Below are 15875 nucleotides of genomic sequence, written 5' to 3'. Positions count from 1 at the left end.
GGCCGGTCAGGGGCGCAGGATCGCCTTGACCGGGTGGCTGCCGCCGCGCATGAGGTCGGTGAAGATCTCCGCGCCCGACTCCAGGGGGTAACTCGCGGTCCAGCCCAGGCCCCAGCCGCCGACGAGGTCGACGGCGCGCTCGAACTCCGCGTTGGTGTAGGCGAACGAGCCGAGCACGCGCTTTTCGGTACGGACCAGCACGGTCGCGTCGAAGCCGGCCTCGGCGCCGGCCAGGCCGAGCCAGATGGCCACCCCGCCCGGACGCAGCAGGCGCACCGACTGCTCGTGGGTTTCGCTGCTGCCGACCGCGTCGAAGACCACGTCGAACTCGCCGGTGAGTTCGCCGGCCACGGTGGTGGCGCCCAGCTTGGCGGCGATCCGGCGGCGTTCGGGCGAGCGGTCGGCGACGGCGATGCTCGCGGTCTCCTCGCCGACGGCGGCCAGGACGCAGACCAGGCCGATCGCGCCGGCGCCGATCACGCCGACCCGGGCGCCGGGCGCGACGTCGGCGAGCCGCCAGGCGTGTACCGCGTTGGCGGCGGGCTCGATCACGGCGGCGGCCTCCCACGACATGTCGTCGGGGAGCTTGTGCAGCGCGGAGCGCGGGACCGCGACGCGCTCGGCGAAGCCGCCGGGCACGTGTACGCCGATGATCCGGCGGTCGCGGCAGACCTGGCGCAGGCCGCCCCGGCACAGGTCGCACGTGCCGCAGGACAGGATCGGGTTGACGGTGACCGAGGTTCCGTCGTCGGTCACGCCCGCGAACTCGTGCCCCATCACCAGGGGCGGGACGCGGAAGCCGGGGGTGCGTACGCCGTGCAGTTCGCTGCCGCAGATGCCGGCGCTGCGTACGTGGATCAGTACCTCGTCCTCGGCCGGTTCGGGTTCGGCCACGTCGTCCATCTCGACGGTGGCGGGTCCGGTGAACACGAGCGCCCTCATCGTCGTGCCCCCTGGGTCGCCGCGTCGCCGGTGTACTGGTTGGCCTTCACGTGCACTCTCCATCTCGCCCTGGGGCGGGTGTGGGTCGATCGTGGGGTCGCGGCGGCGGTGTCGGCCGCGGGTCGCGGGGTGGTGGGCGCGGTCGCGGCGGTGGTGGGCTGCGGGTCGCGGGGTGGTGGGCCGGTCGCGGCGGCGGTCGGCCGCGAAGGGGAGGTCAGCCTCGGTAGGGGTGCGCGGCCAGGCCGCGGATTCCGGGGCGGAACGCGAACAACCGGCCGCCCAGCGGTTCCCGGTCGTCGGTCGCGGCCGTGGTCACGTAGAGCACGTCCAGGTCGGGACCGCCGAACACGCAGTTCGTCACCCGCCGTACCGGCACGGGCAGGGTACGGTCGAGCCGGCCGTCGGGGGTGTAGCGGCGCAGCGCCCCGCCCTCCCACAGCGCGACCCACACGCCGCCGTCGGCGTCGACGGTCAGGCCGTCGGGCAGGCCGGCCTCCGCCGGGACCTCGGCGAAGGGTCGGCGGTCGGAGACGGTGCCGTCGGCGGGGTCGTAGGCGCAGACGTCGATCCGGCCGGTGCCGGTGTCCACGTAGTAGACCAGTCGCTCGTCCGGGCTCCAGGCGATCCCGTTGGAGTTGGTCACGTCGGCGAACACCCGCACGAGTCGCGGCGGTTCGCTCGGGTGGGTGGTGTCGGGCGGGTCGAGTCGGTAGAGCGCGCCGGCACCGGGGGTGTCGTCCTCCGCCTTGGTGCCGGCGAAGAAGCGGCCGGCCCGGTCGCAGGCCCCGTCGTTCATCCGGTTGCCGGGTCGGTCGGCCTCCACGGGGGCGACGATCCGGACCGTGCCGTCCGGCTCCAGGACGGCGAACCCCTCACGCACGGCGAGGCCGAAGCCGCCGACCTCGCGCGGGACGATCGCGCTCACCGGTCGGCCGATGTCGTACCAGCCGTATAGGTCGGTGTCGGGGATCAGGTAGTGGACCCGGCCCGCCGGGATGTCCACCCACAGGAGCCGGCCGCTGCGCGCGTCCCAGCACGGGCTCTCGCCGAGTGTGGCCGCCGGCGGCGACAGCGGGACCGGCCCCGCCCCCGCGCCGGGGACGGAACCGCCGAGGGTCACGGACGTCCCGGTCGGGCCTCGGCGCCGACGACCGGATTGACCAGTACGCCGATGCCCTCGATCTCGGTCTCCAGCACGTCGCCCGGTGCCAGCCGGCGCGGCGGGTCCATGAACGCACCGCAGCCCCAGGGGGTGCCGGTGAGCACGAGGTCGCCGGGTTCGAGGGTGAAGGCCCGCGAGCAGTACGACAACAACTCGGCGATGCCGAAGAGCATTTCGGCGGTCGAGGAGTCCTGCACGAGTTGCCCGTTGACCCGGGTGCGCAGCGCGAGCGCCTGCGGGTCGGCCACCTCGTCGGGAGTGACCAGGACCGGACCCAGCGGGCAGAACGTATCCAGGCTCTTCCCGCGCACCCACTGCCCGTCGCCGAACTGGAGGTCGCGGGCGGAGACGTCGTTGGCGACGGTGTATGCGGCGATCGCGGCCATCGCCTCGTCCTTGTCCGCGTTGCGCAGCGGCCGGCCGAGCACCACGCCGAGTTCGACCTCCCAGTCCACGTCCTTGGTCAGCTCGGCGTCGACGACGATGGCATCGCCGCTGCCGATCACGCTGGACGGGAACTTGGCGAACACCAGCGGGCTGCTCGGCGGCTCCACACCGGCCTCGCGGATGTGGTCCAGGTAGTTCAGTCCGATCGCAACGATCTTCCCCGGCCGCAACGGCGCCAGGTACCGAGTCGCCCGAACCGGCTCGACGGCGGCATCGACCACCGCCCGCACCACCTCGGGCCCAGCCGCGACCAGCGCCCCGAGCGTCCCGCCCCCGGGCCCGTCGAGCCAGTACAACCCCCCGTCCCGCTCGACCACGGCCACCGCCCGGCCCTCACAGTCGACTGTCGCCAACCTCATGCCGCTCCCCGTAGTTCGGCATTCCGCCTAGCGGAACGCAATTCCAAGTAGCGAAGCGAGTAAAACAACGCCCCGCCAAACCTGTCAAGAGCCCCCAGTCCCCCCACCCCCAAACCCAATCCCCGCACCAAACAGGAAAGTTGCCCCCCACCCAGGCACACCCGGGACCGGCCCATCCCACGCGCCCGGCGCTCGAGGACACACCGCACCCGCACATCCGCCGCCACACCCGGCGCCCGGCAACCCCAGCCGTCCGGCGCTCGAGGACGCCTCGCGCCCGCGCATCCAGGCACATCCGCAACCCGGGCAACTCCAGCCCGTTCCGGTGCTTGAGGACACGCCGCACCCGCACATCCGCCGCTATACCCGGAACCCCGGCAACTCCAGCCCGTCCGGCGTTTGAGGACACCCTGCATCCGCGCATACGCAGGCGCGCCCGGGACCCCGGACCCGGCCAATCCCAGCCCGTCCGGCGTTTGAGGACGCGTCGCGGCGCCCGCGCGTCGGCGCAGGCGCGCCCGGGGCCGGGGCCGATTGCAGGCCGGCTGGGGGGGTGGGCGCGGGGCGGGGCCATCTCGGGTCGCGGGCTAGGTTGTTGCGGCGCCTGCCCATTCGGCGACGCGTGAGCGAAGTGCCTCGGCCAGTTCCGTCATTCGCGCCGATGTCATCCGCGACTTCAGGCCGGTCACGCTGATCGCGGCCGCCGGCGCCGACCGTCCCAGGAACAGCGGCACCGCCACACACCGCAGCCCCAACTCGTTCTCCTCCAGGTCCGTGGCCCAGCCACGACGCCGCACCTCGTCCAGCTCGGCGGCCAGCTTCGGCACCGAGGTGAGCGTGTGGCGGGTCGCCGGCCGCAGTGGCAGCCGAGGCGTCGCCCAGGCCCGCAACGCCTCGTCGGTGGGATACGTCCAGGCCAGCAGCGCCTTGCCGACTCCCGTACTGTGCGCGGGATTTCGCCCGCCGATCACGGACGAGAGCTTGATCGCTCCGGACGCCTCGACCTTGTCCAGATAGACCACCTCGCCCGCGTCCAGGATGGCCACGTGCACCGTTTCGTCGGTTACCCGGCGCAGGTCGGCGAGCAGCGGATGCACCATCGAGCGCAGGTCGATGTCGTCGTGGAAGCGGAACGCGGTGGCGAGCAGCTGGCTCCCGATGAAGTAGGGGCCGTTCACCTCGGGCTGGGCGGCGAATCCGCGGTGCTTGAGCGCCCCGAGCAGCCGATGGAGGGTGCTCTTCGGGATGTCCAGATCACTCGCAAGCTCCTCCAGGGCGATGCCTCGGGGCATTTCGCCCATACGCATCAGGATCCGCAGTGCTCGATCCACGCTGATCACGGGCGAATCGCTGTTGCCGGTCAAGGGCCCCCCTAGGGAACGAAGCATAAATGGGATGGCATTCCGTCTGATGGAATGATAGACCGTACCGCGCATCGCTGATAACGTCCCGGCTCGTCGACCGGTCACGGAGGAGAAGCGATGCGCGGGCTCATCGGCAAGCGGGTACTCGTCAGCGGCGGCAGCAGCGGCATCGGCCTCGCGGCCGCCCGGCGCTTCCTCGAGGAAGGGTGCCGCGTCCTGGTGGGCGGCCTGGATCCGGCCGAGGTGGACGAGGCCGTCGCGGAACTGCGCCCCCTCGGCGAGGTCACCGGCTTCGCCGTCGACGTCAGCCACGAGCCGGACGCGATCGCGCTCGTCGAGGCCGCCGTCCGCGAACTCGGCGGCATCGACGTACTCGCGAACAACGCCGGCATCGCCTGGCGCGAACCCTTCCTGGAAATCACCCCCGAGCACTTCGACCGCATGCTCGCGGTCAACCTGCGCGGCATGTTCCTGGTCGGCCAGGCAGTCGGCCGGCACATGGTCGAACGCGGCGGCGGCGGGGTGATCGTCAACATGTCGTCCACGAACGGGATCGCGGGCGAGGAGGACTACGCGCACTACAACGCCTCCAAGGGAGGTGTCCTCCTGCTCGGCAAGACGATGGCGGTGGAGCTGGGCCGGTACGGAATCCGGGTGAACACCCTGTGCCCCGGATACATCCGTACACCACTCAACGCCTCGATCGCAGGCGCAATGACAGACCCCGACTTCGAATCCACGTACATCACCACCCGAATCCCCCTCTCGCGCGCCGGCCGCCCCGAAGACGTGGCTGCCGCCTACGCGTTCCTGGCCTCGGAGGACGCCGCCTTCATCCACGGCACCGAACTGGTCATAGACGGCGGCCAATTGGCAGTCATGTAGCCGACCAGGCCCCCACCCACCTCCACACGGCCCGCAACCCGGCCGTGTCGGAATCGCAACCGCCCCAGCCCGAAACGCAGTTCACCCAAGCCCGGCCCCCAGCCCCAATCCGGTCCGCCGCCATCTCAGCCAGGTCCGCAGCACGTCTCAGCCCGTCCGGCGTTCGAGGACGAGCGGGCCGCAGGCCGACGTGCCGGACTCACGCCGCCGATGCAACCGCCGCCGGCGAGCCCGCCCCATCGCGACGGCCATCCGCCCGAGGGAGATCCACGGAACATGCCCCTGTCCACGGACCTGATCGACCGCCTGAGCGCGATCGTCGGCGCCGAACACGTCCGCCACACCACCGGCGACCTCGTGCCGTACGCCCGCGACGCCACCCCCCTGTTCGACCGCCTCCCGGACGCCGTGGTCTTCCCGGCCGACACCGCCGAGGTCGCCGCCGTACTGCGCCTGGCGACCGAGCACCGCGTCCCGGTCGTCCCCCGGGGCGCCGGCTCCAACCTGTGCGCGGCCACCGTGGCCCTGAACGGCGGCATCGTCCTGGTCACCACACGCATGAACCGCATCCGCGAGATCAGCCCCGACGAACTGCTCGCCGTGGTCGAACCCGGCGTGACCACCGCCGCCCTGGCCGACGCCGCGACCGCACACGGCCTGCTCTTCCCACCCGACCCCGGCAGCCGCACGGTCTCCACCGTCGGCGGCAACGTGGCCACGTGCGCCGGCGGACTGCGCGGCCTCAAGTACGGCGTCACCCGCAACTACGTACTCGGCCTGGAAGCGGTACTGCCCACCGGCGAGGTGATCCGCACCGGCGGCCGGCTCTGGAAGGACGTGGCCGGCTACGACCTGACCCGCCTGCTCACCGGCTCCGAGGGCACCCTCGCCGTGATCACCGAGATCACCATGGCCCTGCTGCCCGCCCCCGCCGACACGGGCACCGGGATCGCCTACTTCCCCGACCTGACCCAGGCCGGCCGCGCGGTCGCCGACATCCTCTCCGCCGGCATCGTCCCGGCCACCCTGGAATTCCTGGACCGGAGCTGCATCAACGCGGTCGAGGACTTCGCCGAACTCGGCCTGCGCCGGGACGCCGGGGCGCTGCTCCTGTTCGGCGACGACGGTACGTCCGACGCGGTCCGCCGCGACCTGAACCGCATGGCCGAGTTGTGCGACGCGGCCGGCGCCACGCAATGGACCCTCGCCGAGGACGTGGCCGGCGCCGAGGCACTGCTGACCGCTCGCCGGTGTTCGCTGCCCGCGCTGTCCCGACTCGGCGCGCTGACCATCCTCGAGGACGCCACCGTGCCGCGCCCCAGGATCGCCGAGATGGTCGACCGGATCGACGCCATCGCGGCCACGCACACCGTCACCATCGCCACCTTCGGCCACGCCGGCGACGGCAACCTCCACCCCACCTGCGTGGTGGCCGACCCGAACGACACCGAATCGATCGAGCGCGCGCACGCCGCCTTCGACGACATCTTCCGCACCGCCATCGAACTCGGCGGCACGATCACGGGCGAACACGGGGTAGGCGCCGCCAAGTTGCCCCACCTGCGCGCCCAACTCGGCGACGACCAGCTGCAATTGCTGAGCCGGATCAAAACCGCGTTCGATCCCGCCCGCATCCTCAATCCCGGAAAGCTCGGCTCATGACCGGTGTGTTCGACCCCGAGGAACTCTCCCGCTGCATCTCCTGCGGCTTCTGCCTGCCCGCGTGTCCGACCTACGCCGCCACCGGCGACGAGGCATCCTCGCCGCGCGGCCGGATCAACCTGATGCGCGCGCTGGAGACCGGCCGCCTGGACGCCGACGACCCGACGCTGCTGGAACAGTCCTCCGCGTGCCTGGGCTGCCGCGCCTGCGAACCGGTCTGCCGGGCGGGCGTGCCGTACGGCTCCTTGTTGGAACAGTGGCGCGACCACCAGTGGCGGGGCAAACACCGACCACCGCCGGCCCGGCTGTTGACGATCGTGGCGAGCCTGCCACCGGTGGTCCGCGCGATGGGCTGGGGCCGCTTCGTCCTGCCGGCCGGGCGCAGCAGCCCCGACAAGACAACCCGTCCGACCACACCCCGGACACCGAAGCCACCCACACAACCCGCACCCTCCGCACCACCCGCCGGCACCGGTGCCTCCCTCATGCTCGGCTGCTTCGAACGCGCCATGTTCCCCAGGGTCTCCCGCGCGGCCCGCACCCTCCTGCCCGGCCTGAAGGTGCCGGACAACCAGGGCTGCTGCGGAGCACTGCACGCGCACAACGGCGAATCCACCAAGGGCCGCGCCCTCGCCCGCCGCCTCGGCGAACGCCTCCCCGGCCGGATCGTCACCACCTCCGGCGGATGCGCCGCGCACCTCGCCGACGTCATCGGCCGCGACCGGGTCGCCGAACTGTCCGAGGTGGTCGACGCCTCGGCACTGCCCGAGCGCCGAGTGGCCGGCCGCCGGGTCAGGGTCACCCTCCAGGACTCCTGCCACCTGCGCAACGGCCTCGGCGTATGGCGCGAACCGCGCGAAGTCCTGTCCGCGGTGGCCGACTTCGTGGAAACCCCGGGGGCCGGCGACTGCTGCGGCGCGGCCGGCACCTACTCCCTCCTGCGCCCGATCGAATCCCGCCGCATCCTCGACCGCAAGCTGGACGCGATCGAGGCCAGTGGCGCCGACGTCGTGGTCGCGGTCAACCCCGGCTGCCTGCGCCAACTCCGCACCGGCCTGCGACGCCGCAAGTCGCGCGTACGCGCGGTACACCTCGCCGAATTCCTCACCGCACCCAACGGCGGCGCCCGGACGCCCTGACCATCACGGGCCCGACACCGGTGTCTCGGGCCGAGTTCGGCGTATGCGACTCCACACGGGGGGAGCCGCATACGCCGTACCCGACCCGAGACACCCACACCTATCCGGCTCGGCCGTGCCCTCCCGAGGCTCCGGCGAAGTGACAAGCGGCTCGGAGTGAAGGCGCCGGGACCACGGGCCCACAACCTCGCCGAGACGCGCCGTGTTTCGCTGACACCGGCTGCTTCGGCCGACTCGTCGGCGGTCATCGTGATCTCGGACTGACGGTCGCCGCTTCGCTCGGGGTGATCCTGTCGTGGGCGCTGATGCAGGTCGGCTTCGCGCAGATCTACCTCGTCATCGACGTCACCGGCGGGCACGGCGACCTTCGGTTCCCCGAGGGCACGACGCCGTCGTTCCTGAGTTTCGCGTACTTCTCCTTCACGCTCGCCACGTCGTTCGCGACCAGCGATGTCGAAGTCGTCGGTGTGCGGATGCGGCGGATCGTGCTCGTCCACACCGTCAGCGCCTACTTCTACAACGCCCTGGTGGTCGCCGTCGCGTTCCAGGTGCTTCAGGGGCTCGTCAGCCCGTGAGGCGCGGCCCGCGACGACATGCCACCCCGCGATGAGGGGGTGTACCCGAGCCGAGGTTCGATCACCGGCAGTCCATACAGGGCAAATCACCCGAATCGGTGCGAGTCAGGCCGAAAGCCTCCATCGCGCCACCCGGCCCGAAGGGGCCATCCCATCGAACGCCGGTTCCGCGACGCGCGCGCCCTCACCCTCGCCGCATCCCACGAATGGGCAGGTCGCCCCCCGTTTCGACCCGTTTTCCACCATCCCGAGACCGTCGTTTCCGGCAAATCCCGTGGCGCACGTCACATCCCGCGCACCGATTGTCAGGAACTCGCACGCACCGTAAACCGAGTTTCCGCGATTCTCACTCCCCGCGATTTCGTCCTTACTCGCCGCTGAAGGTCCCGGGCACAATGCGTGGACGCTTCGGGACTTTCGGTCCCGGAATTCCACCCTTCCGACCCGAATCTTCGGTTTCGGCGAAACATGATGTTTGGATCCGAGTCGGGTGTATGCGTAGCTTGGTGCTTCGCCGCACCGGTCCGGTGTTCGGCGGAATGTGTCTCCCGGTTCGCCGAATCCTGCCGCCGGAGAGGCCACGGTACGAAACCCGAAAGGCAGGAGCGGGGGAACCAAGTGGAATGCCGTCCCGGGCGTGCGCATGTCGCGGACGTTCGATAACGACGGCTTGGGGTGAAGCCGTGCCCGCCTCCTCGATACCCGAGGAGTCGACGCCGGCCGGGCGAGACTCTCCAGCCCGAATCCGACAGCTCACTTCGTAGGCGTGGGAGAAGGAAAAATCTTCGTGCAGTCGTTCATCACCCCTGCCCGCAAGCCCAAGAACGCGCGCCTCGCGCTCACCCTCGGCATGGCCGGCGCCATCGTCGCCGCCCCGCTGATCACCGGCTTCGCCACCTCCGCCACCGCCGCCCCGGTCTCCGTCTGGGACAAGGTCGCCATGGGCGAGAGCTCGGGCAACTGGCACATCAACACCGGCAACGGTTTCTACGGTGGCCTGCAGTTCACGCAGAGCACCTGGAACGAGTTCGGCGGTCAGCAGTACGCCCCGCGTGCGGACCTGGCCACCAAGGACCAGCAGATCGCCATCGCGGAGAAGGTCCTCGCCGTACAGGGCCCCGGCGCGTGGCCGAACACCTCGGGCCCCGCGGGCCTGACCCGTGGCGGCGCCGCTCCGGCCGTCTCCCCCAACGCCAAGTCGGGCTCGACCAAGGCCACCGTCAAGGTCGCCCCGAAGGTCGCCGAGAAGCCGGTCGAGTCCGCGCCGGCCCCGAAGGCCCCGAAGATCGAGGTCGTCCCGGCCGCCGAGACCACGGCCACGACCACCACCTACTCCGTGGTCAAGGGCGACACCCTGTCCAAGATCGCCGCGGCCAAGGACGTCGAGGGCGGCTGGCACAAGCTGTACGCCGACAACAAGTCCGTCATCGGCGGCAACCCGAACCTGATCCTGGTCGGCCAGAAGCTCTCGCTCGCCGGCAAGGCCGCGGCCGCCACGAAGACCGAGGCCAAGGTCGAGACCAAGACCGAGGCCCAGGTCGAGACCAAGACCGAGGCCAAGCCCTCCGTGTCGGTCAAGGTCGCGCCGAAGCCCGTGACCAAGGAGAAGGCCCCCGTCGTGGCCAAGGACTCCTCGGCCAAGGCCGGCAGCACCGCCGTCAACTCCTCCGGCTACGTCGCTCCGGTGAACGGCGCGCTGGGCACCGCGTTCGGCACCGGTGGCTCCATGTGGTCCAGCGGCAGCCACACCGGCCAGGACTTCGTGGTCGGCACCGGCACCTCGGTCAAGGCCATCACCTCGGGCACCGTGGTCAGCGCCGGCAACGGTGGTGCCTACGGCAACGAGGTCGTCATCAAGCACGCGGACGGCAAGTACTCGCAGTACGCCCACCTGTCCAGCATCGGCGTCCGCGCCGGCCAGACGGTGAGCACCGGTCAGCAGATCGGCCTCTCGGGCGCGACCGGCAACGTGACCGGCCCGCACCTGCACTTCGAGATCCGCACCACCCCGAACTACGGCAGCGGCATCAACCCCGTCACCTACCTGCGCGCGCACGGCGTCAACCTCTGATCCGAGCACAACCGGGAAGTTCCAGGGCCGGGCCCGTCGACCACGCGTCGACGGGCCCGGCCCTGTTCCATGCCCGCCGCGCGGACGATGCCGGCCGTGTGGGCACTGTTCGCCGGAGTGGCCGTATCCGCCGGGCACCGAGCGAGCGGCGCTTCCCCGGCGTCAGCCCCGCGCGGGGTAGCGCTTCGGCAGCGGCAGCCCCCGCGCCGCCATCAACTCCCGCAACCGGTCCGGATAATCGGTGATCAGCCCGTCCACGCCGTCGTCCATCAGCTTCGCCATGGTGGCCGGGTCGTCGATCGTCCACGGCACCACCTTGATGCCCAGTCGGTGTGCCTCGTCGACCATCGCCCGCGTCACGTAGGGGCGGTAGTTCGGATCGCCCACCTTGCCGTCCTGCGGGAAGCCGTGCACCGGGGAGAACGAGGTCGCGCCGAACGACTCGATCGCCCGCAGCGGGTCGCCGCCGAAGTCGTCGATGTCCAGGCCGCCCAGCCAGGGCGAGGCGCCGGGCTTGCCGACCTGGAGGAAGTCGTAGTTGGTCAACGCGACCAGCGGCAGCCGGGGTTCGACCTGACGCATCCTCATCAGCGAGCCCCAGTCGAAGCTTTGGATGGTGACCTGGCGCAACAGCCCGGCCCGGCGCACCTCGCGCGCCACCGTCTGCACGAACTGCTCGCGCGGCGCCGTCTCGTTCGGCGCGCCCGCCTCGACCTTGGTCTCCACGTTGAGCTTCACGCCGCGTGCGTGCCGCCGGTTGACCAGGTCGAACACCTCGGTGAGCAGCGGCATTCGGGCACCGGGCGAGGTGGTCTGGCCGGGGAAGCCCGGGAACTGCCGTGACCCGCAGTCGAGGGTACGGACCTGGTCGAGGGTGAGCGTGTTGACGTACTTCCCGACGTAGGGGAACTCCGGATCGCCGGCCCGCACGGGCCCGGTGTCGGCACACTTGCGGCCGTCGACCTTGCGGTCGTGGGTGACCACGGCCCGGCCGTCCTCGGTGATCTGGACGTCCAGTTCGAGGGTGGAGACCCCCAGGTCCAGGCCCTTGGCGAAGGACGCGATGGTGCTCTCCACGGTCAGGCCCAGACCGCCGCGGTGCGCCTGTAGGTCGAAGGTCCTGTGGTGATTTCCGTGGCGGTCCGCCGCGGCGGCCACTCCCGGCGCGGCAACGACCGCCGCCCCGGCCAGGATCGCAGCCGTGACGGTCTTCCATCCGGACATGGACGTCTCCTTCTCGCTCCGTTCGACGACACTCGATCGTCGACGCCCACACCCTGTCCCGCACCACATGATGCGCGGGGAGGCGACTCGTGGCGCCCAGACGAAGAAGAAGCGAAGAAGCGGCGAATGGCGCCACCGGAACCGCAACGGCGCACCCTCAAACACCACTTCGCACCCGACCCGCCGAGCAGAACGCACCCACGACAGGCACGCGCCGAGCGCCGGACGGGATCGAATCCCGTCCGGCGCCCGGAGGTTCCCGGTGCCGCGTCCGTCGCGGAGCGCGGCACCGGCGTCCGGCCGCGGCTTGAGAACACCTCATCAAGCCCGGCCGGAACCCGGTGTTCCCGGGACCCGGCGATACGGCATACGGCGCCGCCGGCCGATCCGCCCCGGGATCGGGATCGGGGTCACCGGCGGTACAACACCGCCTCCGGCGCCGCCGCGGTCAGCGTCACCGCCTTCGGGTGGACCGGCACCGCCCGCCCGGGCCGGTCGTCCCGACCGAGCAGGAACGCCCGGTTGATCCCGTTCACCGTGATCGTGCTGCCCGGGTCGACGCCCGCGACGGTACGGATCGCCACCACCTCGACGATGTCCGACGCCCGCGTCCCGTGCGGCAGCCGTACCGTCGTCGCCGCCGGATCGTCGCGCTGCAACGACCAGTCCACCCGCCCGCGGTCCGAGCGGTACAGCGTCGGGTCCCCCTTGACCCGCACACCCAGCGCGACCCCGTTCCACCCGGCCGCGCCCGCCGGCGGCTCCGACGTGGTCTTGCGGATCACCGCGTACAGGTAGTCCGTCGGATCGGCGATCAGCGTGGTCGTGTCGGCCGGCGGGTCGGCCACCACCCGGCCCTCGCGCCGCATCTCTTGGACCATCACCGGATACACCCACGGATGCCGGTCCACCATCTCCTCGCGCGCGGTCCGAGTCGGGTCCGCCAACCGCTCCACCGCCGCCGGCGCGAACCGCATCGGGTCGTCCACCACGTCGCACAGGTTGTTGTTCAACGTGCAGGTCTGCAACAGCGGATGGCCGTCCTCGTAGCGCCCGGCGAACGGCGTCGTGCCGTGGTTCGGCGACTGGAAGAACGCCGTGCCCGGCACCGCCCGACCGCCCCGGTCCACCTCGACCCGGTACGCCCACTCGATGTCGGTGGTCCGACCCCAGCGGGCCATCAGCGCCGGCGTCGAGGTGCCGCCGTCCTCGTTGCTCCACACGATCGTGTAGGTCAACACCCGGTGCCCGGCGGTCGCCGCCGGGGCCTCCTGGTACCAGGCCAGCACCGGGGTGTCGGTGACCGCGTTCTGGAACGGGCCGGTCGCGCCGCCCGGCGCGCCCGGGATGTTCCGGCCGTACAGGACCGGCGCGTTCGCGGCGACCGCGTGCTCCCGGTCCCCGGTCGCGATCGTGCGCGTCCGCAGCCGGGAAACGTGCACCACCGACCCGGCCGGCGACGACCGGTCGGCCGCGAAGCGGATGCTCAGCTCGTGCCGCCCCTTGCGCAGCGCGCCCAGCGCGAAGCCGCGCTCGGTGGGCGTGGCGCCGAAGACCACCACGTCACCGGCGGGCCGGCCGTCCACGAACAGCTGCACCACCGCCGACTCCGCGCCCGCCCTGCCCCAGTCCACGCCCGGCGCCGCCACGGTCAGCGTCACCAGCGCCTCGCCGTCGCGCCCGGCCCGGAACGGGACCACCACGGGGCGCCCGTCGCGGTGCACCGAGAAGGTGCCGTGCGCTCCCGTGGTCGCCGCGGCCGAGTCGGCGGACCCGGCGGCCTCGGCCGCCCGCGCCGCCGAGGCCGGGCCGGCCAGTCCCGCCGCGGCGGCGAGCACCGCCCCGGTCAGCACGAATCGACGCAGACGATGGGTACGAGATCGAGCGAACACGAGCAATCCCCCGAACGAGATGGGTGAGTCCGACCTGCCCACCGTGGCCGGCGGACGGGCCGCGGGCCAACCCCCGCACGGGCAAATTCCACCAACCGTCATCACCGGGCCCACGTCCCGACACACCCCGGCCACGCAGCGGGCCGACGGCACGCCGATGTCCGATTCGTTCAATACCCGACGCTTCCGCACGCCTAGCGTCGAACCATGGAGTGGATCACGAACGACATGATCGACCGAGCCGAACGTTTCCTGTGGGCCTCGGGCCGCGTACTGGAACAGCGCCGATTCGCCTACCTGTTCGGCACAGGCAAGCCGGCCGCGCCGGGGGCCGAGGGCGAACGCACGGCTCGGGCCGAGGCCGATCGGGCCGGACTGCTCGCCGCCCTGGCCGGATATCGCACCCCCGACGGTGCCTACGCGTACGGCCTGGAACCCGACGTGCGCGGGCCCGAGCCGCAACCGGCCACGCTGCGCGCCACGATGCCGATCCTGGCCGAGGCGGACGCGCTGCACGGCCCGGACACGGCCCGCCTGTGCGACTGGCTGGCGGGCGTGGCCGGCGACGCGGGCGGCGTGCCGCCGGCCCTGCCCGGGCTGCGCGACTACCCGCACCCACCGTGGCTGATCGTGCCGGACCCGCCGGTCCCGGGGCTGATCCCGACCGGCTGGATCGTCGGCCCGCTGCTGCGCGCCGGCGTCGAACACCCGTGGCCGGCCGCCGCGACCGAGTTCTGCCGCACCACCATCGAGGAGTTGCGGACCACCCACCCGTACGAGGTCGAGGCCGCGGTGACCTTCCTCGACGGCGTCCCGGACCGGCGGTGGGCCCGGACGCAGGCACGCCGATTGGGCGAACTGGTGCGCGAGCAGCGGCTGGTGCTGCTCGACCCGGCCCATCCGGAGCAGGCCCGGCTCGCCCCGGGCTACGCCGTCGGCGAGTACCACCTGCCGCACGACTTCGCGCCGCACCCGGAGAGCCTTGCGCGCGAGTGGTTCACCGACGCCGAACTGCGCCGGGGCCTGCGCGCACTGGCCGCCGCACAGGAGGAGGACGGCGGTTGGCCGCTGCGCTGGGCGGAGTGGTCGCCCACGGTCCGCACCGAGGCCCGCCCGGCGATCACCATCGACGCACTGAACGTGCTGCGCGCGTACGACGGGGCACTCTCGGGCGAGGCGTAGACGGGGCACGGGTCGCGGCACGCACCCGAGTCGGGAGGCCGTGTCGGTCGGGCGCCGCCTCCCGCCTCACACCACGGCCACCCGCTCCCCGTCCACCAGCAGCACCTGCCCGTCCCGCAACGTGCGATGCGGTACACCGCGGGCACGGTAATCGGCCACGACCCCGGCGAGCAGGGCCGACTCGGGGTGGTCCGGGGAATCCACATGCGGGACGACCGCGTGGTCCAACACCCCCAGCCCGTCCCACCGCACCGGCCGGCCGTACACCTCGGTCACCGCGTCCGCGTCGTCGCAGCGCTCCAGGCCGCGCAGGTCGGGCGCGAGCACACAGGCGCCCGCGCTGTACCCGCCGTAGACCACCGCATCCCGCCGCAGCAGATCGACCAGGACACCGTCCGCACCGCTGCGGGCCAGCGCGTCGCGCAGCAGGAACACATTGCCGCCGCGCACCCAGACCGCCGGGAACCCGGCCAACACGGCGGCGACTTCGCCCGGCGGCCGGTCGAAGAACGTCCGCAGATCGACCTCGGTCGGATGCAGCCCCAGCTCCCGCAGCACCACGAACTCCGAGCCGACACAGGCGGCCCGCACCTCGGCCGGCCGGTCGTCGATCGCGTTGGCGATCACCGCGATCGGCATGCCCGCCACACCGGCACCACCCACCCCACCCAGCAACGCGACCAGCCGGTCCGGGTGTTCACCGAGCCGAAACGACGAGAGATACATGCGCATCGCCGGACCCTAGCGCGTGCCCAACCGGGGCTCCCACCTCCGTCCCACCCACCCGCTCGAATCCGCGTTCCCGACCGCCCGACGAGCCCCTTACGCCATCGGAGTGGCATTCCCGCTCCGAGGTCGTCCCGGGCGTTCACCTGGGTAGGCCCGGCCCCGGAGGGCCTGCCCGCCCTCCGCGAACGACAGCGGCGCCGCCGCGTGGGGTGTGCGGCCCGCACCGAGGGAAGAGGACCCAG

General features: G+C 72.0%; 13 protein-coding genes and 1 riboswitch. Of the genes, 6 read left to right on the top strand and 7 right to left on the bottom strand.

The annotated features are described in order from the left end of the window. Positions 1 to 6: 6 nt before the first annotated feature. The 4 genes from ACH4XV_RS25760 to ACH4XV_RS25745 form a co-directional block, all read right to left on the bottom strand. Positions 7 to 942: a zinc-binding dehydrogenase gene (locus ACH4XV_RS25760; RefSeq protein ID WP_395793667.1), complete on the bottom strand. Its 936-nt coding sequence runs from the start codon at positions 940 to 942 to the stop codon at positions 7 to 9. 214 nt (positions 943 to 1156) lie between these two features. Beyond that, complete coding sequence (locus ACH4XV_RS25755) at positions 1157 to 2062, bottom strand: SMP-30/gluconolactonase/LRE family protein (RefSeq protein ID WP_395793665.1); 906 nt, start codon at positions 2060 to 2062, stop codon at positions 1157 to 1159. Further along, a complete protein-coding gene (locus ACH4XV_RS25750; RefSeq protein WP_395793663.1) occupies positions 2059 to 2910 on the bottom strand; it encodes a fumarylacetoacetate hydrolase family protein in 852 nt (283 codons plus the stop codon). The genes ACH4XV_RS25755 and ACH4XV_RS25750 overlap by 4 nt, the downstream gene beginning before the upstream one ends. A 587-nt stretch (positions 2911 to 3497) precedes the next feature. Next, entirely contained in the window at positions 3498 to 4274 is a 777-nt protein-coding gene (locus tag ACH4XV_RS25745; protein ID WP_395793661.1) for an IclR family transcriptional regulator, read from the bottom strand. A 117-nt stretch (positions 4275 to 4391) separates the two neighbouring features. On the opposite strand from ACH4XV_RS25745, the gene ACH4XV_RS25740 reads away from it, so the two are divergent. From ACH4XV_RS25740 to ACH4XV_RS25720, 5 genes are all read left to right on the top strand, one after another. Next, entirely contained in the window at positions 4392 to 5159 is a 768-nt protein-coding gene (locus tag ACH4XV_RS25740; protein ID WP_395793659.1) for an SDR family NAD(P)-dependent oxidoreductase, read from the top strand. A gap of 276 nt (positions 5160 to 5435) precedes the next feature. After that, a complete protein-coding gene (locus tag ACH4XV_RS25735) occupies positions 5436 to 6821 on the top strand; it encodes an FAD-binding oxidoreductase (protein WP_395793657.1) in 1386 nt (461 codons plus the stop codon). Continuing rightward, entirely contained in the window at positions 6818 to 7960 is a 1143-nt protein-coding gene (locus tag ACH4XV_RS25730) for a (Fe-S)-binding protein (RefSeq protein WP_395793655.1), read from the top strand. The genes ACH4XV_RS25735 and ACH4XV_RS25730 overlap by 4 nt, the downstream gene beginning before the upstream one ends. Before the next feature lie 260 nt (positions 7961 to 8220). Next, the gene (locus tag ACH4XV_RS25725) at positions 8221 to 8535 is read left to right on the top strand and encodes a DUF1345 domain-containing protein (protein ID WP_395793771.1); all 315 of its coding nucleotides are present in this window, start codon (positions 8221 to 8223) and stop codon (positions 8533 to 8535) included. 544 nt (positions 8536 to 9079) lie between these two features. Next, a riboswitch (cyclic di-AMP (ydaO/yuaA leader) is annotated at positions 9080 to 9317 on the top strand. A gap of 68 nt (positions 9318 to 9385) precedes the next feature. Beyond that, positions 9386 to 10606 (top strand): transglycosylase family protein, encoded by a 1221-nt coding sequence (locus ACH4XV_RS25720; protein ID WP_395793769.1) that lies wholly within the window; start codon positions 9386 to 9388, stop codon positions 10604 to 10606. 162 nt (positions 10607 to 10768) lie between these two features. Here ACH4XV_RS25720 and ACH4XV_RS25715 read toward each other — a convergent pair whose 3' ends face one another. Both ACH4XV_RS25715 and ACH4XV_RS25710 read right to left on the bottom strand, forming a co-directional pair. After that, positions 10769 to 11830, bottom strand: a complete 1062-nt coding sequence (locus ACH4XV_RS25715) for a glycerophosphodiester phosphodiesterase family protein (protein ID WP_395793653.1) — start codon at positions 11828 to 11830, stop codon at positions 10769 to 10771. A 410-nt stretch (positions 11831 to 12240) separates the two neighbouring features. Further along, entirely contained in the window at positions 12241 to 13722 is a 1482-nt protein-coding gene (locus ACH4XV_RS25710; protein ID WP_395793651.1) for a hypothetical protein, read from the bottom strand. A gap of 207 nt (positions 13723 to 13929) precedes the next feature. Here ACH4XV_RS25710 and ACH4XV_RS25705 point away from each other — a divergent pair, with 207 nt between their 5' ends. After that, positions 13930 to 14904, top strand: coding sequence for a hypothetical protein (locus ACH4XV_RS25705; protein WP_395793649.1), 975 nt, complete (start codon positions 13930 to 13932; stop codon positions 14902 to 14904). Between the two features lie 66 nt (positions 14905 to 14970). On the opposite strand, the gene ACH4XV_RS25700 is transcribed toward ACH4XV_RS25705, so the two are convergent. Beyond that, complete coding sequence (locus tag ACH4XV_RS25700) at positions 14971 to 15636, bottom strand: Type 1 glutamine amidotransferase-like domain-containing protein (RefSeq protein WP_395793647.1); 666 nt, start codon at positions 15634 to 15636, stop codon at positions 14971 to 14973. Between the last annotated feature and the right edge of the window lie 239 nt (positions 15637 to 15875).

Source organism: Embleya sp. NPDC020630 (genome assembly GCF_044334985.1).
Classification (GTDB): Bacteria; Actinomycetota; Actinomycetes; order Streptomycetales; family Streptomycetaceae; genus Embleya.
The sequence above is the reverse complement of the archived record's forward strand: the minus strand, read 5'-3'. Positions and strand labels throughout refer to the sequence as shown.